This window comes from Metapseudomonas resinovorans (assembly GCF_002003485.1).
Lineage (GTDB): Bacteria > Pseudomonadota > Gammaproteobacteria > Pseudomonadales > Pseudomonadaceae > Metapseudomonas > Metapseudomonas resinovorans_D.
Genome location: NZ_BDMA01000094.1, coordinates 78291 through 95214, shown reverse-complemented (window position 1 = coordinate 95214; position 16924 = coordinate 78291). Strand labels below are relative to the sequence as shown.

Genomic DNA, 16924 nt, shown 5'->3' with positions numbered 1-16924 from the left:
GACTACCTGTGAGTTTTGCTGACAGATGAAAGCAATCTAATCGCTTTTCCCCCGGCCAGCCAGCGGTAGAATGGCCGGCATCGGATACCACTCCCAGGAGTTCCACCATGACTTCATTGCGCAACGGCCCGGACGCCAAGGGCCTGTTCGGCGCCTTCGGCGGCCAGTATGTCGCCGAGACCCTGATGCCGCTGATCCACGACCTGGCCCGCGAATACGAGAAGGCCAAGGATGATCCGGAATTCCAGAAAGAGCTGGCCTACTTCCAGCGCGACTACGTCGGCCGCCCGAGCCCTCTGTACTTCGCCGAACGCCTGACCGAGCACTTCGGCGGCGCGAAGATCTACCTCAAGCGCGAAGAGCTGAACCACACCGGCGCGCACAAGATCAACAACTGCATCGGCCAGATCCTCCTGGCCCGGCGCATGGGCAAGAAGCGCATCATCGCTGAGACCGGCGCCGGCATGCACGGCGTGGCCACCGCCACCGTGGCTGCCCGTTTCGGCCTGCAGTGCGTGATCTACATGGGCACCACCGACATCGATCGCCAGCAGGCCAACGTGTTCCGCATGAAGCTGCTCGGCGCCGAAGTGATCCCCGTCACCGCCGGCACCGGCACCCTGAAGGACGCGATGAACGAAGCCCTGCGTGACTGGGTGACCAACGTCGACAGCACCTTCTACCTGATCGGCACCGTCGCCGGTCCGCACCCTTACCCGGCCATGGTCCGCGACTTCCAGGCCGTGATCGGCAAGGAAACCCGCGAGCAACTGGCCGAACAGGAAGGCCGCCTGCCCGATTCGCTGGTTGCCTGCATCGGCGGCGGTTCCAACGCCATGGGCCTGTTCCATCCGTTCCTCGATGACACCTCGGTGAAGATCGTCGGCGTGGAAGCGGCCGGCCACGGCATCGAGACCGGCAAGCATGCCGCCAGCCTGAACGGCGGCGTACCGGGCGTGCTGCACGGCAACCGCACCTTCCTGCTGCAGGATGAAGACGGCCAGATCATCGACGCCCACTCCATCTCCGCCGGCCTGGATTATCCCGGCATCGGGCCGGAACACGCCTGGCTGCATGACATCGGCCGCGTCGAGTACACCTCGATCACCGACCATGAAGCCCTGGAAGCCTTCCACCAGTGCTGCCGCCTCGAAGGCATCATCCCGGCACTGGAAAGCTCCCACGCCCTGGCCGAAGTGTTCAAACGCGCACCCAAGCTGCCGAAGGACCACCTGATGGTGGTGAACCTGTCCGGCCGTGGCGACAAGGACATGCAGACCGTTATGCACCACATGCAACAGGAGCAGAAAGCATGAGCCGCCTGCAGACCCGCTTTGCCGAACTGAAGGAACAGAACCGCGCCGCCCTGGTGACCTTCGTCACCGCCGGCGACCCGAGCTACGACGCGTCCCTGGCGATCCTCAAAGGCCTGCCTGAAGCCGGTGCCGACGTCATCGAACTGGGCATGCCCTTCACCGACCCGATGGCCGATGGTCCGTCCATCCAGCTGGCCAACATCCGCGCGCTGGGTGCCAAGCAGAACCTGGCCAAGACCCTGCAGATGGTTCGCGAATTCCGTGCTGACAACCAGACCACTCCGCTGGTGCTGATGGGTTACTTCAACCCCATCCACTACTACGGCGTGGACCGTTTCATCAGCGATGCCCAGGAAGCGGGCGTGGACGGCCTGATCGTGGTCGACCTGCCACCGGAACATAACGAAGACCTCTGCCACCCGGCCCAGGCCGCCGGCATCGACTTCATCCGCCTGACCACCCCGACCACCGACGACAAGCGCCTGCCCGTCGTGCTCGAAGGCAGTTCCGGCTTCGTCTACTACGTATCGGTAGCCGGCGTGACCGGTGCCGGCTCCGCCACCCTGGAGCACGTACAGGAAGCGGTCACCCGCCTGCGCCGCCACACCGACCTGCCGGTAGCCATCGGCTTCGGTATCCGTACCGCCGAACACGCCGCGAGCATCGCCAAGCTGGCCGATGGCGTGGTGGTGGGCTCCGCCCTGGTGGACCAGATCGCCAATGCCGAGTCTCCGGAACAGGCCGTGAACGGCGTCCTCAGCCTCTGCAAGACCCTCGCCGAAGGCGTCCGCGGCGCCCGCGCCTGATTCACGCCCACGCGCATGAAAAAGCCGCTGCTCCCAGAAGGAGCAGCGGCTTTTTTCGTACCGTCCCATAGCCCCCCTGTTGGGGCGAATCCACCACCGAGCACAATGCCGACCTCTTTAATCCGGTCTGGACCGTAGGGTGCGCTGTGCGCACCGACTTCAGGACCAGCTTCGGCACCAGGCCAAACCGCCGGTGCGCACGGCGCACCCTACCCGATCGGCCTCATCCTGCTAGCCCGAGCATTCGAATCGTCACAGGCAGAGCCGATGACTCAGAACGTGTTTTCCCAAGTTCAAATGAATTCGAACCCATAGTCGATCAGTCGATGCTTCACAGGTCGTACTCGATCTCGCCATCTTCGAGGCAGGAAAGATCCAGCGGCCGCATCGCGCCCATCCACATGGGGTAGTCGCGGTGGTCACGCAGGTCGCTGCCGGTGATGGGGTGGATGAGCACCGTCAGGCCATTGCGGTGCAGCGCCAGCCAGGGGATCACGTCACCGAACAGATCGGGCTTGAACGCCAGTTGGCAGCTCCAGTCGGGATGCGGGCCGACAAGCTTCTCGTGTACGCGCCCCATCTTCAGCGGAAAGCGCCGTGCGGCTTCCTCGCAGAGCGTACGGGCCTGCTCAAGGGTCGTGGCGTCGAAATAAACGTGGGCGTGAAAGCCCTTGATGCGGGGTGTGGAGAAGTCCTGCATGTTCACGCCTCCCGGAATGCCGAAGGCCCCCATGGTACCTGCAAGTGATGTCCGGGCCGCGAGGATTTCCGCCGCTATCCGTCTTTCGCCGGGGCCTGGCTGCCTGCATCGGGGAGCAGTTGCGGCGCCTCGCTTTCGAGTCGGCCCTTCATAGATTCCAGCTGCTCCAGGGCGGCGCGGGCTTCGTCCAGTTCGCTGGCGCTGCGTTCGCCACTCTGTTCCGCCGCCTCGATGCGCGCACGAATCTCCGGTATCTGCTGCACGCCGCCGGCGTAGGCCTGGAGCAGCTCGCGGGTCTGGCGTTCCTCCAGGGCCGCGTATTGACGCGGGTCGGCCAGCTCGGTGAGGGTGGCACCCTGGCGCGGTTTCAGGCCACCAAGGGTCGGGCTGCGCGGGTCGCCCTTCTCGGCCATCAACTGAATGAGCTGGATAGCTTCGGCCTGGTCCAACCGCGGCGCCTCCCGTTCCGGCACGGCGACGGCCAGAGGCCTGCCTCGACCTTCCGCAGGCAGAGCAGGCGCAGGAGCCGCCACAGGCAACGGACGCGCGGAAGCGATGGTCGGCGGCGGCATGGGTCTGGACGCAGATACCGGCTCCGGGGCCGGTGTCAGCAACACGGTCGCACAGGCCAGCGCCGCAACGCCCGTGCTGCAGGCCACAGCCACGCCGAGCCAGGCTTTCACAGCCCCTCCACCCGCGCACTGGCAAGCAGGCGGCTCAGGCGCTCTTCGAGCTCGGCAGCCAGCTTCTCCCGCGCCACCGCCTGGTTCACCTCATAACGCACGCTGCGGTCGCTGAGGGGCAGTTGCCGGTCTTCACGGCTGCGTACACGGACGATTTCGAAGACGCCGCCGATGCGCATGGGCTGCGACAGGGTGTCGGCCTTCTGGATCAGCGCCGTCTTGCGCAGCAGGTCCAGCTCGCCATCCTCAGGACGGATCAGACCGAGATCGCCCGGCGGTGTCCGATCCTTGTCCTGCGCCAGGGAATAGCGCCGCACCGCCTCGTCGAACGCCAGCCCCTTTTGCAGTTCGGCATACACGCGATCGGCGCTGGCCTGGTCGGGCAAGCGGATATGCGCCGCCTGTACGCCCGCGACATTGCGGTAGCGCGCCTGGTTGCGCTGGTAATACGCCTGCGCCTCGGCGTCGGTGACCTTGGCTGCCAGTTCGCGCAGGGCTTCGGACTCATGGTGGAAGTCGCTGTACAGGCCGATCTGGTGCAGATAGCGCTGGCGCACCAGGCGGTCCCGCACCAGGGTTTTCAGACCCTGGCGTTCCGCCGGGGTGAAGCCGTCCTGAGCCAGGCGAAACCACAGGTAGTCACGCTGCACGCGGGTCTGCACCTGGCGCGCCAGGTATTCCAGGTTGCCCTGTTGCAGCTCCACCTGACCCTGGATGTTGTCGCCCTGGTAGAGGGACAACAGATCCAGGCGCTGCTCGGGCTGACCGGGGAACTGCCAGCTAATCAGCTCCACCTGCGCGGCTTCGCGCTGTTGCTCGGGGCTGAGCTGCAGGCTGTTCTCCACCAACCCGCGGGAAGCGAGAACCAGCACCTCGCGCAGGCGCTGGGCACTGAGCGGTTGCGGCTGGCGCAGGAAGGGCCGCAGGTCCTGCTGACCGGCACGTCCGTAGTACTGCTCGAGCAGGTTGCCGGCTTCCATCTCGACGCTGGCGTCCAGGTCGCTGCGGCTCTGGGCGTTCAACTCGCTCGCCACCTCGCGGGCCAGCAGGTGGTTCTCCAGCAGCCCACGACGCAGTTGTTGCGGGTCGGTGTTGAACTTCACCCGGCTGAGCACCTGTTCGAGCAGGGCGATGCTCTTGCCCGGCAGCAGCTCGCCGTCGACCCGCAAATCAGGCGCGGCCGGCATGGCCTGTGCGCCCCCCAGGTACAACCCCAGCAACAGACCGGTGATCGCCCTGCGCACGTCAGATGCCTTCGGGCGCATTGAAGCTGTCGGCCCCCTTGGTCAACACGGTGACGGTCAACGCGATGGACTCGGGGATCAGCTCCCTCGCCACCCGCAGGCGCGTGGCGTAGCTGGTGTCATACAGCGGCTCGGGATGGGCATAGGCGACCTGCCCGGTCTGGGTCAGCAACTCACGGATGCTGCGGCTAGGGTCATAGCGGCCGATGAGGTTGGCCACTGCGGCCTGGTCATTGAGTTTCTCGCTGGCGTAATGGTCGTCGACCCAGCCCTCCCAGCTGGAGTGGCCGTTGGCCGAGGTCACCCACACGTGGTGCGGCTGCGCCACATCGCCGGTGGCGTGCAGGGCGTAGCCGATGGTCTGCAGCGAGGGCGCGGCGCGGAACTGGTCGAACCAGTAGCCGGCGAGGTTATCGATGGGCTGGAAGGCGGCGGTCTGGAAGTCTCCGTAATGCTCCTGCCAGTTGGAACGGGTGCCCCGGCGATAGTGGGCTTCGGTGGTGTCGAAGTCTCCGCGCTTCAGCTCGCGGTTGTAGAGATAGACCATGGCGTACCAGTCCACGTCGGCAATGCCGCCGTCCACTTTGTGGTAGCGATAGTCGTAGCCGCCATGGGCATTGCCATGGGCGTCACCGTCGCGGGTGAGGTTGAGGAAGTGCCAGTAGGAGGTGTAGTTCACCAGACTTGCGGCGGCGTTCCACACCGGCGCGTATTCGTAGCCGACCCACCAGCCACCCAGGCGGGTGTCCTTGAAGTCATCCACGTCGTAGGCGGCCTGGCCGAGGATTTCCCCAGCCTTGGCCTCACTGCCGGCGGCGCTCACGTAGAACTCATAGGCCTCACGCATTTCCGCCGTCGCATAGGGGGAATTCATATAGGCCAGGGCATCCTTGACGATGTTCTTGTGGGTCGGTTGCGACCAGGCGTTGGCCTGGCCGGCAAGGGCGCAGAGGCTGAGTCCGGCAGCCAGGCAGGTGAAGACTTTCATCGGCAACGCTCATGAAATGAATGAAGCCAGAACTGATAGCCGAGGTTCTTTCCCGCTGCATGACAATGAGGCGAGATTTCGGTACGAACGTCTCAGATCTGCGCAGAACCAACCGATAGTTTGGCCTGCGCGCCCCCTGACCGGGTCTCAGATGGCGATGCCTTCCCGGTGTCTGATGAGCTGGGCCTGGCGGGCCTCGTCGCCCAGTTCCTGCTGCAGCCAGTCGACGAAGCATTTCATCAGCCGCGCCCGCCGCTTGCGCTCCGGCTGCACCAGGTAGTAACCCAGGTCCGAGCTGACGCGGGTCTCCAGCACGGGCACCAACAGGCCCTGGGCGAGCAGGTCGTCCACCAGGTAGCGCCAGCCGATGGCCACGCCCTGGCCGGCGATGGCGGCCTGGATCAGCAGGGTGTAGTTGTCGAAGCGCAACATGCCGGAACCCGGCGGCTGGGCGATGCCAAGCTCGCGGAACAAAGCGTTCCAGTCGAACCAGCGGGTGCGCACTTCAGGCTTGAGGTGCAGCAACGGCAATTCCGCGAGGGCCGCGACCGGCAACGGCTGCTCGCGCCCGGCCAGCAGGCGCGGACTGGCGATGGGAAAGACCTCCTCACGGAACAACAGCATCGCTTCCCCATGCTTGAAGCGACCGTCTCCAAAGGCGATGGCGATGTCCACTTCCGAACGCAGCATGTTCATGGTGCGGTCACTGGTGACGATGCTGACGTCGATTTCCGGGTTCGCCTCATGGAAGCGGTGCAGGCGCGGCATCAACCAGTAAGCGGCGAAGGCGAAGTCGGTGGCCACCTGCAACACCTCGTGCTGGGGCCGTGAGCCGATGGCTTCCAGCCCGGCACTGATGGCCTGCAATCCTTCCTGCACGTGGAGGAACAGCAGGCGACCGGCGTCGGTGAGTTCGATACCGCGATAAACGCGATCGAACAGGCGGGTCGCCAGTTGCTTCTCGAGGCGCTGGATCTGCTGGCTCACCGCGGGCTGGGTCGTTCCCAGCTCGACGGCGGCGGCGGTGAAGCTGAGGTGGCGGGCGGCGGATTCGAACACCCGCAGCAGGTCCAGGGACAGCTCAGCCTGTAGTTCTGCCATAACGTTTGCTTATCCGAGTTATGTTTCGCCGTGCGCTTTACCGGGATGACCGCGAACGCAATCATCGTTCCACGCACTTTCGCATAATTCGACGGTATGGATAAGCGAACGATGAAACGCCCCAATATCCTCTTCATCATGGCCGACCAGATGGCCGCGCCGATGCTGCCTTTCTACGCGGCCTCCCCCATCAAGGTGCCGCACCTGTCGCGGCTCGCCGCCGAAGGTGTGGTGTTCGATTCGGCCTACTGCAACAGCCCGCTCTGCGCGCCCTCGCGCTTCACCCTGGTGAGCGGGCAACTGCCGTCGAAGATCGGCGCCTACGACAACGCCGCCGACTTCCCCGCCGACGTGCCGACCTACGCCCACTATCTGCGTCGCCTGGGTTACCGCACGGCGCTCTCCGGCAAGATGCACTTCTGCGGCCCGGACCAGTTGCACGGCTACGAGGAGCGCCTGACCAGCGATATCTACCCGGCAGATTACGGTTGGGCGGTGAACTGGGATGAGCCCGACGTGCGTCCGAGCTGGTACCACAACATGTCCTCGGTGCTGCAGGCCGGGCCCTGCGTGCGGACCAACCAGCTGGACTTCGATGATGAGGTGGTGTTCAAGGCGCGCCAGTATCTCTACGACCACGTGCGCGAAGGCACCGGGCAACCCTTCTGCCTGACGGTCTCGCTGACCCATCCGCACGATCCCTACACCATCCCGGCCGAATATTGGGACCGCTATGACGAGGCGGACATCCCGCTGCCCCGCGTGCATTTCACCGACGCCGAGCAGGACCCGCACAGCCAGCGCTTGCTGAAGGTCATCGACCTCTGGGGCAAGCCCCTGCCCGAGCAGAAGATCCGCGATGCGCGGCGCGCCTACTTCGGTGCTTGCAGCTATGTCGACGACCAGATCGGCACCCTGTTGAAGACCCTGGCCGAGTGCCAGCTGCAAGAGGACACCATCGTCGTGTTCTCCGGCGACCACGGCGACATGCTTGGCGAGCGCGGCCTCTGGTACAAGATGCACTGGTTCGAGATGGCCGCGCGTGTTCCGCTGCTGGTCCACGCGCCGACGCGATTCCAGGCGCGCCGGGTAAGCCAGTCCGTCTCCACCGTCGACCTGCTTCCGACCCTGGTGGAGCTGGCCGGTGGCGTGGTCGAGCGCAATCTGCCGCTCGACGGTCGCTCCCTGCTGCCGCACCTGCAAGGGCAGAGGGGCCACGACGAGGTGCTGGGCGAGTACATGGCCGAGGGCACCACCAGCCCGTTGATGATGATTCGCCGTGGCCCGTACAAATTCATCTACTCAGAAGAAGACCCCATCCTGCTGTTCGACCTGGCCAACGACCCGCAGGAACTGGAAAACCTGGCGACCTCGCCGGACCACCAGGCCCTGCTTGCGGCGTTCCTCGACGAGGCCCGCGCCCGCTGGGATATCCCGGTAATCGCGGAAGCCGCACTGGCCAGCCAGCGCCGCCGCCGCTTCGTGGCCGACGCCCTGACCCACGGCAAGCTCGCCAGCTGGGACCACCAGCCCTTCGTCGACTCCAGCCAGCAGTACATGCGCAATCACATCGACCTGGACGACCTGGAACGCCGCGCGCGCTTCCCCCAACCCTGACCCCTTGCGAGGAACCACGGCATGAAGACGATCAATGCGGTACTTGCCGGCAGCGCCCTGCTGACCGGCCTTGCGTTCAACGTCCAGGCTGAGGACGCCAGTTGCGCGACAGTGAAGCTGGGCGATCCGGGCTGGAGCGATATCGCCGTGACCAACGGTGTGGCGCGTTTTCTCCTCGATGGACTGGGCTACCGCACCGAAACCCCGACCCTTGCGGTGCCGATCATCTTCGCCGGCCTGCACAAGGGCCAGATCGACGCCTTCCTCGGCAACTGGATGCCGGCGCAGCAAAGCAATTACGACAAGTTCGTCAGTGCCGGCAGCGTCGACAAGGTGGCGCAGAACCTCTCGGGCACCGAGTACACCCTGGCAGTGCCGCGCTACGCCTACGACGCCGGCGTGAAGACCTTCGCCGACCTGGACAGGTTCGCCGACAAGTTCGACAAGAAGCTCTATGGCATTGCCTCCGGCTCGCCGGCCAACGAGTCGATCCGGCAGATGATCGCCAAGGATGAATTCGGTCTCGGCGACTGGAAGCTGGTGGAGTCCAGCGAGCAGGCGATGCTGGTGCAGGTGGGTCGGGCAGTGAAGCGCGAGCAGTTCGTGGTCTTCCTCGGCTGGACACCGCACCCGATGAACGTGCAGTACGACATGGCCTACCTCAAGGGCGGCGAGAAGTACTTCGGCGAAAGCGGCAGCGTGAACACCCTGGCGCGCAAGGGTTACGCCGCACAGTGCCCGAACGTGGGCAAGTTGCTGACCAACCTGCAATTCACCCAGGAGATGGAGAACTCGATCATGGATCAGGTGCTCAACGGCAGCAGCAACAACGACGCGGCCATCAAGGCCTGGCTCAAGTCCAACCCGCAGGCAATCGATGGCTGGCTGCAAGGCGTGACCACCCGCGACGGCGGCGATGGGTTGGCGGCGGTGAAGGCGAAGCTCTGAGCTGCGTGGGGGCTGATCCGGCCTGTAGGGGCGAATTCATTCGCCAAGCAGGCCGAAGGTCTGCCATTCGCGACTGATCGGGGCAGCTGCGCTGCCCTTGGCGAATGAATTCGCCCCTACAAGAGCCTCGCCACCGAGATGAAACTGCCTGATGTGTTCCCCTTCCTCGCCTGGCTCCCAGCCGTCCGTCCCCGCAGCCTCGGCCGCGACACGCTGGTGGGTTTGACCGGCGCCATCCTCGCCCTGCCACAGTCCATCGCCTACGCGCTGATCGCCGGGCTGCCAGCGGAATACGGCCTGTACGCCGCGGTAGTCCCGGTGATCGTCGCCTGCCTCTGGGGTTCGTCGCGGCACCTGATCTGCGGGCCGACGGCGGCGATCTCGGTGGTGCTCTTCGCCAGCGTCAGCCCCTTGGCCCTGCCGGGCAGCCAGCAATACATCAGCCTGGTCCTCTTGCTGACCCTGCTCGCTGGCGCATTCCAGTGGCTGGTCGGGTTCCTGCGCTTCGGCTCCCTGGCCAACTTCGTCTCGCAGTCAGTAGTACTCGGCTTCACCCTGGGCGCGGCGCTGGTGATCGCCCTTGGCCAGGTGCCCAACCTGCTCGGGCTGGCCAACCTGGAAGGACGCGCCACCGCTTGGCAGAGCGCGCTGGAACTGCTCGGGCATGTACGCGAACTGCACTGGCCATCGCTTTGGGTGGCGACTTTCACCCTTGGGCTCGCGATCCTCGTGCGCAGGCTGTGGCCACGGCTGCCGGCACTATTGATCGGCATCATCGGCGGCAGCCTGCTGGTGCTGGCCATGCCGGCCACCTTCGCCGGCGTCGAGCTGGTGCACCCCTTCGATGGCGGCCTGCCGCCACTGGCCTCGATTCGCGTCGACGCCGAGGACGTGCTGCGCCTGCTGCCGTCCGCCGTGGCCTGCGGCCTGCTCGGTCTGGTCACCAGCCTGTCCATCTCCCGTGCCCTGGCCAGCCAGTCGCGGCAGGTGCTGGACGCCAACCAGGAAACCCGTGGCCAGGGCCTGTCCAACGTGATCGGTGCCTGGTTCTCCGGCTATCTCTCGGCGGGCTCCTTCACCCGCTCCGCTCTGAATCTCCAGGCCGGCGCACAGTCACCCCTGGCCGGGGTGTTCTCCGCACTCTGGGTGGCGCTGTTCGCCTTGCTGGGTGCACGACTGATCGCCCATATCCCGCTGCCTGCCATGGCGGCGAGCATCCTGCTGATCTGCTGGGGTTTGCTGGACGGGCGCAGCGTCCGCCAGCTATGGCGCGTCAGCCGGGCGGAGTTCGCGGTGATGGCGATGACCTGTGCGGCCACCCTGCTGCTGGAACTGCAAACCGCCATCTACGCCGGGGTGCTGGCGTCGCTGTTCTTCTACCTCAAGCGCACGTCGCAACCGCGGGTGCTGCAAGCACGTGAAGGCGATGCGGAGGTGCTGCGCATCGAGGGCTCGATCTTCTTCGGCGCCTGCCCCTATCTGCAGAAGCTGATCCAGCGCAGCCGCGCCGGGCGTCTGGTGCTGGATGCGCACCATGTGAACTTCATCGACTACGCCGGGGTGAGCATGCTCCATGACGAAGCACGGCGGCTGGGCGGGGAAGGGCGGAGCCTGGTACTGCGCCGCGCCCGGCCGCAAGTGGAGCGGGAGCTGCGCAAGCTGGAAGGTGCCGATAGCCGGCTGGTGATCGAGGGGAGCATTTCGTAGGAGCGAGCTCTGCTCGCGAAGGCCATGCCGTGGGAGCGAATTCATTCGCGAATAAATTCGCTCCCACAAGGGGAGGGAAGGCTCAGCCCTGCGCCAGCTGGCGACGCAGTTCGGCCAGCACCGGTGCGCTGTCCGGCAACACGCCGCGCCACAGCAGGAAAGCTTCGGCTGCCTGTTCTGCCAGCATGCCCAGGCCGTCGAGCGTACGCGCAGCGCCATGCTCGGCGGCCCAGCGGTTGAAGGCGGTCATTTCCTTGCCGTACATCATGTCGTAGCAGACGGTGTGGCCCGGCCTGATCAGACTCGGCGAAATCGGCGGCAGGTCGCCGGCGAGGCTTGCCGAGGTGCCGTTGATGATCAGGTCGACGGGCTCTTCCAGCCAGTCGAAGCCGCTGGCGGAGACCGGTCCGAGGTCGGCGAACAGCTGGGCCAGCGCCTCGGCCTTCTCCACGGTACGGTTGGCGATCACCAGGGCTGCCGGCTTCTCGGCCAGCAACGGCTCGATCACGCCCCGGGCGGCGCCGCCCGCACCCAACAGGAGGATGCGCTTGCCGGTCAGGTCGAGGCGCGCATTACGGGTGAGGTCGCGTACCAGGCCTGCGCCGTCGGTGTTGTCGCCGAGCAGGCTGCCATCATCCAGCCGCTTCAGGGTGTTCACTGCACCAGCGCGCTGGGCGCGGGCACTGAGGCTGCCGGCCAGTTGGTAGGCCTGCTCCTTGAAGGGCACGGTGACATTGCCGCCTTTGCCGGTTTCGAAGAACTGCCGGGCGCAACCGGTGAAGTCGTCCAGTGGCGCCAGCACGGCTTCATAGGTGAGCAGCTGGCCGGTCTGCTCGGCGAACAGACGGTGAATGAGCGGCGACTTGCTGTGGCCGATAGGGTTGCCGAAGACGCAGTAGCGGTCGGTCACAGCCCTGCCTCCCCGAGCCAGTCGCGGTCCTTCAGGAAGTACTCGGTCAGGCGCGCTTCCTCGCTGCCCGGCTCCGGCTTCCAGTCGTAGCCCCAGCGCACGTGCGGCGGCAGCGACATGAGGATGGACTCGGTACGACCGCCCGACTGCAGGCCGAACAGGGTGCCGCGATCGAACACCAGGTTGAACTCCACGTAGCGACCACGACGGAAGGCCTGGAATTCGCGCTGCTGCTCGGTGAAGGGGGTGTCCTTGCGCTTTTTCAGGATCGGCAGGTAGGCCTCCAGGTAGGCATCGCCGATGGCGCGCATGAAGGCGAAGCTGGTGTCGAAGTCCCACTGGTTCAGGTCGTCGAAGAACAGGCCGCCGATACCGCGCGGCTCGTTGCGATGCTTGAGGTGGAAGTAGCGATCGCACCATTCCTTGTAGCGCGGATACACATCGGCACCGAAGGGCGCGCAGGCGTCGCGGGCCACCTGGTGCCAGAGCACGCAGTCTTCTTCGACGGCGTAATAGGGGGTCAGGTCGAAGCCGCCGCCAAACCACCATACCGGCTCTTCACCTTCTTTCTCTGCACAGAAGAAGCGCACGTTGGCGTGGGAGGTGGGGATGTGGGGGTTTTCCGGGTGAATGACCAGGGAAACGCCGAGCGCCTGGAAGCCACGCCCGGCCAATTCTGGACGGTGGGCGCTGGCCGACGGTGGCAGGTTGGCGCCGAACACGTGGGAGAAGTTCACGCCACCCTTCTCGATCAGCGCACCGTTCTCGATCACCCGGGTACGACCGCCACCACCAGCGGGACGGGTCCAGGCGTCCTCGTAAAAACCGGTCTTGCCATCCTCGGCCGCGAGCGCGGCGCAGATGCGGTCTTGCAGATCGAGCAGATAGGCCTTCACGGCCTCGATACGGTCAGTCACGTGGTCAACCCTGGCAGCGGTTAAGTGGCGGAAAAATGAGCAGGCAAGCATACCACCGCGTGGGGGCTATCGTGGCTTGACGGGAATCAAGGCGAGGCGTTGGATGGGAGCTTTTCCAGCCAGGAGGTTGCCAGCATGGCCAAACGCATCCAGTTCTCCGCCTACGGTGGGCCGGAGGTCCTCGAATACGCGGACTACCAGCCGGCGCAACCGGGACCGCAGGAAGTGCGCGTGCGCAACCGCGCCATCGGCTTGAACTTCATCGACACCTACTACCGCAGCGGCCTCTACTTGGCGCCGAGCTTTCCCACCAGCCTGGGCACTGAAGGCGCAGGCGAGGTGGAGGCCGTGGGCAGCGCGGTTACCCATTTCAAGGTGGGTGACCGCGTCGCCTACGCCACCGGCCCGCTGGGCGCCTACAGCGAGCTGCATGTGCTGCCGGCGGACAAGCTGGTGCGCCTGCCTGATGGCATCGGCTTCGAGCAGGCGGCGGCGGTGATGCTCAAGGGGCTGACCGTGCAATACCTGCTGCGCCAGACCTTTCCGCTTCAGGGCGGCGAGACCATCCTCTTCCACGCCGCCGCCGGCGGTGTTGGGCAGATCGCCTGCCAATGGGCGCGCGCCCTCGGCGTCAAGCTGATCGGCACGGTCAGCTCGGCCGAGAAAGCGTCGCTGGCCAAGGCCAACGGCGCCTGGGAAACCATCGACTACAGCCACGAGGACGTGGTGCAAAGGGTGCTGGAGCTCACTGATGGCGCCAAGTGCCCGGTGGTCTACGACTCGGTGGGCAAGGACACCTGGGAAATCTCGCTGGACTGCGTGGCACCGCGCGGCCTGATGGTGAGCTTCGGCAATGCCTCGGGTCCGGTGACCGGAGTAAACCTGGGCATCCTGGCGCAGAAGGGCTCGCTCTACGTCACCCGACCGACACTGTTCGGCTACGCCAGCACGCCTGAACGCTTGCAAGCGATGGCGGATGAGCTGTTCGAGCTGATCGCCGACGGCCGCATCAAGGTGGAAGTAAGCCAGCGCTTCGCCCTGGCCGAGGCGGCGAAGGCACACACCGCCCTGGCCAGCCGCCAGACCACCGGCTCTACCGTGCTTATCCCCTGAGCACGCGCCCGCTGGCCAGGTCGCGGATCACGCTGGGGTTGCGGCGTCCACCCAGGGCGCCACCCAGCACCGCGTCCAGGGTGTCGCCGAAGTATTGCTGGACCCGCAGGCGCGAGTAGGCGGAGGGACGACCGGTGGGGTTGGCGGACGTGGATATCAATGGCCCGGTGAGGGCGCAAAGGTCACGTACCAACGGGTGATCGCTGACACGCAGGGCAACACTGTCGTGCTGTCCGGTGACCCACTCGGGGAGCAGGTTCTGGTGCGGCACCAGCCAGGTGTTGGGACCGGGCCAGGTGCTGGCGAGCTTGTCGATCCAGGCGTCGGGAAAACCTTCGAGGAGGAAATCGAACTGGCGGATGTTGTCCGCCACCAGGATCAGTCCCTTTTCCACAGGGCGTTCCTTGAGCGCCAGCAGGCGATAGACCGCGTCCTCGTTCCAGGGATCGCAGCCCAGGCCCCACACCGCCTCGGTGGGATAGGCGATCACGCCACCTTCGCGCACGACCCGCGCCACTTGCTGCACTCGCCAACGACTGACCATTCCCCATTCCCCGCAAAACTGGATCGGCAAAGTGTACAGGGCTCAACCTTGGCGATGCACCCAGCAGCCGGCCTCGCGGGCGACGCGTCCCCGCAGTTCCAGGTCAGTGAGTTCGGCGAGCAGGCGCGGCAGCTCCCAGCCACTGGCCGCGGCCAGCCCTTCGCTGCTATAGGGCGCTGCGCGCAGCAGGTCGAGCAAGGGATGGGGTTCTACCGCCATCACTTCTGTCCGGGCATCGGGCGCCACAGCCTGCCAGCCTCGCAATGCTTCGAGGATGTCTTCCACCTTCTCCACCAGCGCCGCGCCTTCGCGAATCAACTGGTGACAGCCGCGCGCACCGGGATGGTGGATGGAGCCGGGTATGGCATAGACCTCGCGCCCCTGCTCGGCCGCCAGCCGCGCGGTGATCAGCGAGCCGCTGGAAGGGCTGGCCTCCACCACCAGCACGCCGAGAGACAAGCCGCTGATGATGCGATTGCGCCGGGGAAAGTTGGACGGCTGGGGCGGGCAGTCCAGCGGTAGTTCGGACACCAGCGCACCACCTTCTTCGACTATGCGTGCAGCCAGGCCGCGGTGACGGTTGGGGTAGATGCGCTGCAGCCCGGTGCCGAGCACCGCGACCGTCTTGCCAGCGGCTTCCAGCGCGCCCAGGTGGGCGGCGCCGTCGATGCCAAGGGCCAGCCCACTGGTGATGACGAAGCCTCCTCCCGCCAGGCTGCGGGCGAATGCCCGGGCCGTATCCAGACCCGCCGCAGAGGCCCGGCGACTACCGACCATGGCCAGTTGTGGACGCTCCAGCAGCGTGGCATCACCGGCGATATAAAGCAGTGGTGGCGCGTTGCCGATCTCGGTGAGAAGGGCCGGATAGCCAGGGTCGTCCCAGCAAAGCAGGTGTCGGTCGGGCTGCTCCTGCCAGGCCAGTGCGCGGGCCGCGGCATCGCGGATTTCCGGACTGCGCCGAGGGTCGGCGCAAACCTCCGGCAGGCCCAGCGATCGCCACGCAGCGGCCGGCGCACTGAGGGCTGCGGAGGCAGAACCGAAGGCTTCGAGCAGGCGACGGAAACGGGCAGGGCCAAGTTCGGGGAGGTGATGCAGACGCAGGCGAGCTTCCAGCTCGGCGGGTGAAATTGATGACACGTCGATCGGTCCTTGATCGCGCCGCGACCGCGGCAGAACGGCCATCAATACAACAAGCCCCCGCAGGGCGGGGGCTTGGAGGTGTTACGGGTTGTGTACCTTGTCCAGCACCGCCAGCTGGCGGGTGGCGGCCAGTACCAGGCCGTAGCTGAGCTTGTCGTAGGTGCGGAACACCATCAGCAGGCCGGCGCGCTCATCGGGGATCTTGATGAACTCGTCGGTGACGCGGTCGCGCACGGTCTCGCCGGTCTTGTAGACCGCCAGCACGTTGCCTTCCACCAGGCCGTCACGCTTGCCCTTGTTGATGGTCACCACATCGAACTGACCGATCTGGGTCACGCCACGCGGTACGTCGAGGATCACACCACTGATGTCACGCTCCGGTGCGCTGGGCATGAACGTGGAGTTGATCGCGCGTTCCTCGGTGGGGAAGAGGCGGTCGCCCAGGCGGACCTCCTGGGTAGAGCGGGTCAGCTCCAGGGTGCCGATATCGCCTTCGTCGGCCACCATCTCGCCGCCACCGATGTCGTCGGCGTTGATACCGAGGAACTCCTTGGTCTCAGGGTCCAGATAGGTCTTGCCCTGGCGGAAGATGCCGTAGACCGGTTGCTCGTGGGAGAAGTTGCCGCGGGCGTAGACGCGGTCCCCGGCACCACTGACCACGCGCTCGGCATTGCCAGCGACGATGTAGGGTGCGGCCTGGAACTGCTCGGGATCGTCGATGATGCGGTTGGTCAGCAGGAAGGCGTTGATCGCCTCCAGCGGAATGGCCGGAATGGCTTCGGCCATCGGCGTGCTGCGCACCTGGGGCGACAGCTTGATGGTGCCGCGGGACGCACCGCGATTCAGCATGAGACGCGGCTGGCCATCGACGTAGACGAGGCTGAGCACGTCGCCGGGATAGATCAGGTGCGGGTTCTCGATCTGCGGGTTGGCATGCCAGATTTCCGGCCACTTCCACGGCTGGCGCAGGAACTTGCCGGAAATATCCCAGAGCGTGTCGCCCTTGACGACGGTATAGCGCTCCGGATGCCCGTCCCTGAGTTCCACCGCAGCCTGGGTCAGGCCACTGGCGGCCAGGAGCAGCAGGGCGAGTAGTGATTTCCTCATGCGGTGAATCCCTTTATTATGTCCGTTCACATGAAACGCCCTGAGAGCCGCCCCAACCGGGCTCTTCAGCCGTTTTTTTATGC

16 protein-coding genes are annotated in these 16924 nt (G+C 65.7%); 6 read left to right on the top strand and 10 right to left on the bottom strand.

Translation table 11 applies throughout. From position 1 onward, the window contains the following. Nucleotides 1-107: 107 nt before the first annotated feature. Together trpB and trpA are read left to right on the top strand one after the other, a co-directional pair. Nucleotides 108-1316, top strand: coding sequence for a tryptophan synthase subunit beta (trpB, locus tag MnOB_RS26615; protein WP_077527538.1), 1209 nt, complete (start codon nucleotides 108-110; stop codon nucleotides 1314-1316). Further along, entirely contained in the window at nucleotides 1313-2122 is an 810-nt protein-coding gene (gene trpA, locus MnOB_RS26610; RefSeq protein WP_077527537.1) for a tryptophan synthase subunit alpha, read from the top strand. The genes trpB and trpA overlap by 4 nt, the downstream gene beginning before the upstream one ends. 331 nt (nucleotides 2123-2453) lie before the next feature. Here the strand turns inward: trpA and MnOB_RS26605 are convergent, their stop codons facing one another. The 5 genes from MnOB_RS26605 to MnOB_RS26585 form a co-directional block, all read right to left on the bottom strand. After that, the gene (locus MnOB_RS26605; RefSeq protein WP_077527613.1) at nucleotides 2454-2822 is read right to left on the bottom strand and encodes a DOPA 4,5-dioxygenase family protein; all 369 of its coding nucleotides are present in this window, start codon (nucleotides 2820-2822) and stop codon (nucleotides 2454-2456) included. A 74-nt stretch (nucleotides 2823-2896) separates the two neighbouring features. Next, complete coding sequence (locus MnOB_RS26600) at nucleotides 2897-3505, bottom strand: hypothetical protein (RefSeq protein WP_077527536.1); 609 nt, start codon at nucleotides 3503-3505, stop codon at nucleotides 2897-2899. Beyond that, a complete protein-coding gene (locus tag MnOB_RS26595; protein ID WP_199824607.1) occupies nucleotides 3502-4749 on the bottom strand; it encodes a peptidyl-prolyl cis-trans isomerase in 1248 nt (415 codons plus the stop codon). The genes MnOB_RS26600 and MnOB_RS26595 overlap by 4 nt, the downstream gene beginning before the upstream one ends. A gap of 1 nt (nucleotide 4750) precedes the next feature. Then, nucleotides 4751-5737: a phospholipase C/P1 nuclease family protein gene (locus tag MnOB_RS26590; RefSeq protein ID WP_077527534.1), complete on the bottom strand. Its 987-nt coding sequence runs from the start codon at nucleotides 5735-5737 to the stop codon at nucleotides 4751-4753. Nucleotides 5738-5884: 147 nt separating this feature from the next. Then, nucleotides 5885-6838 (bottom strand): choline sulfate utilization transcriptional regulator, encoded by a 954-nt coding sequence (locus MnOB_RS26585; protein WP_077527533.1) that lies wholly within the window; start codon nucleotides 6836-6838, stop codon nucleotides 5885-5887. Nucleotides 6839-6949: 111 nt separating this feature from the next. Here MnOB_RS26585 and betC point away from each other — a divergent pair, with 111 nt between their 5' ends. The 3 genes from betC to MnOB_RS26570 all read left to right on the top strand — a co-directional run bounded on the left by betC (nucleotide 6950) and on the right by MnOB_RS26570 (nucleotide 11110). Further along, on the top strand, nucleotides 6950-8455 hold the full coding sequence (betC, locus tag MnOB_RS26580) for a choline-sulfatase (RefSeq protein ID WP_077527532.1): 1506 nt from the start codon (nucleotides 6950-6952) through the stop codon (nucleotides 8453-8455). Nucleotides 8456-8476: 21 nt separating this feature from the next. Then, nucleotides 8477-9403, top strand: a complete 927-nt coding sequence (gene choX, locus MnOB_RS26575; protein ID WP_077527531.1) for a choline ABC transporter substrate-binding protein — start codon at nucleotides 8477-8479, stop codon at nucleotides 9401-9403. 138 nt (nucleotides 9404-9541) lie between these two features. Next, nucleotides 9542-11110: a SulP family inorganic anion transporter gene (locus MnOB_RS26570; protein ID WP_077527530.1), complete on the top strand. Its 1569-nt coding sequence runs from the start codon at nucleotides 9542-9544 to the stop codon at nucleotides 11108-11110. A gap of 82 nt (nucleotides 11111-11192) precedes the next feature. Here the strand turns inward: MnOB_RS26570 and aroE are convergent, their stop codons facing one another. Together aroE and hemF are read right to left on the bottom strand one after the other, a co-directional pair. Beyond that, complete coding sequence (aroE, locus tag MnOB_RS26565; RefSeq protein ID WP_077527529.1) at nucleotides 11193-12020, bottom strand: shikimate dehydrogenase; 828 nt, start codon at nucleotides 12018-12020, stop codon at nucleotides 11193-11195. Continuing rightward, nucleotides 12017-12937, bottom strand: a complete 921-nt coding sequence (hemF, locus tag MnOB_RS26560; protein WP_077527528.1) for an oxygen-dependent coproporphyrinogen oxidase — start codon at nucleotides 12935-12937, stop codon at nucleotides 12017-12019. Before hemF ends, aroE begins: the two co-directional genes overlap by 4 nt. Before the next feature lie 135 nt (nucleotides 12938-13072). Here hemF and MnOB_RS26555 point away from each other — a divergent pair, with 135 nt between their 5' ends. After that, complete coding sequence (locus tag MnOB_RS26555; protein ID WP_077527527.1) at nucleotides 13073-14050, top strand: NADPH:quinone reductase; 978 nt, start codon at nucleotides 13073-13075, stop codon at nucleotides 14048-14050. Here MnOB_RS26555 and tsaC read toward each other — a convergent pair. The 3 genes from tsaC to MnOB_RS26540 all read right to left on the bottom strand — a co-directional run bounded on the left by tsaC (nucleotide 14040) and on the right by MnOB_RS26540 (nucleotide 16841). Next, a complete protein-coding gene (gene tsaC / locus MnOB_RS26550) occupies nucleotides 14040-14594 on the bottom strand; it encodes an L-threonylcarbamoyladenylate synthase type 1 TsaC (RefSeq protein WP_077527526.1) in 555 nt (184 codons plus the stop codon). The two genes, MnOB_RS26555 and tsaC, sit on opposite strands and share 11 nt — an antisense overlap. Before the next feature lie 42 nt (nucleotides 14595-14636). Continuing rightward, on the bottom strand, nucleotides 14637-15731 hold the full coding sequence (dprA, locus tag MnOB_RS26545; RefSeq protein ID WP_107504137.1) for a DNA-processing protein DprA: 1095 nt from the start codon (nucleotides 15729-15731) through the stop codon (nucleotides 14637-14639). A gap of 84 nt (nucleotides 15732-15815) precedes the next feature. Further along, complete coding sequence (locus MnOB_RS26540) at nucleotides 15816-16841, bottom strand: LysM peptidoglycan-binding domain-containing protein (protein ID WP_077527524.1); 1026 nt, start codon at nucleotides 16839-16841, stop codon at nucleotides 15816-15818. Between the last annotated feature and the right edge of the window lie 83 nt (nucleotides 16842-16924).

Bases quoted from the DNA above. Each gene is read 5' to 3' on its own strand.
- MnOB_RS26570 (WP_077527530.1), top strand. From the start codon at position 9,542: ATGAAACTGCCTGATGTGTTCCCCTTCCTCGCCTGGCTCCCAGCCGTC.
- MnOB_RS26540 (WP_077527524.1), bottom strand. From the start codon at position 16,841: ATGAGGAAATCACTACTCGCCCTGCTGCTCCTGGCCGCCAGTGGCCTG.
- MnOB_RS26605 (WP_077527613.1), bottom strand. From the start codon at position 2,822: ATGCAGGACTTCTCCACACCCCGCATCAAGGGCTTTCACGCCCACGTT.
- MnOB_RS26590 (WP_077527534.1), bottom strand. From the start codon at position 5,737: ATGAAAGTCTTCACCTGCCTGGCTGCCGGACTCAGCCTCTGCGCCCTT.
- MnOB_RS26585 (WP_077527533.1), bottom strand. From the start codon at position 6,838: ATGGCAGAACTACAGGCTGAGCTGTCCCTGGACCTGCTGCGGGTGTTC.
- MnOB_RS26555 (WP_077527527.1), top strand. From the start codon at position 13,073: ATGGCCAAACGCATCCAGTTCTCCGCCTACGGTGGGCCGGAGGTCCTC.
- choX (WP_077527531.1), top strand. From the start codon at position 8,477: ATGAAGACGATCAATGCGGTACTTGCCGGCAGCGCCCTGCTGACCGGC.
- trpA (WP_077527537.1), top strand. From the start codon at position 1,313: ATGAGCCGCCTGCAGACCCGCTTTGCCGAACTGAAGGAACAGAACCGC.
- trpB (WP_077527538.1), top strand. From the start codon at position 108: ATGACTTCATTGCGCAACGGCCCGGACGCCAAGGGCCTGTTCGGCGCC.
- betC (WP_077527532.1), top strand. From the start codon at position 6,950: ATGAAACGCCCCAATATCCTCTTCATCATGGCCGACCAGATGGCCGCG.
- tsaC (WP_077527526.1), bottom strand. From the start codon at position 14,594: ATGGTCAGTCGTTGGCGAGTGCAGCAAGTGGCGCGGGTCGTGCGCGAA.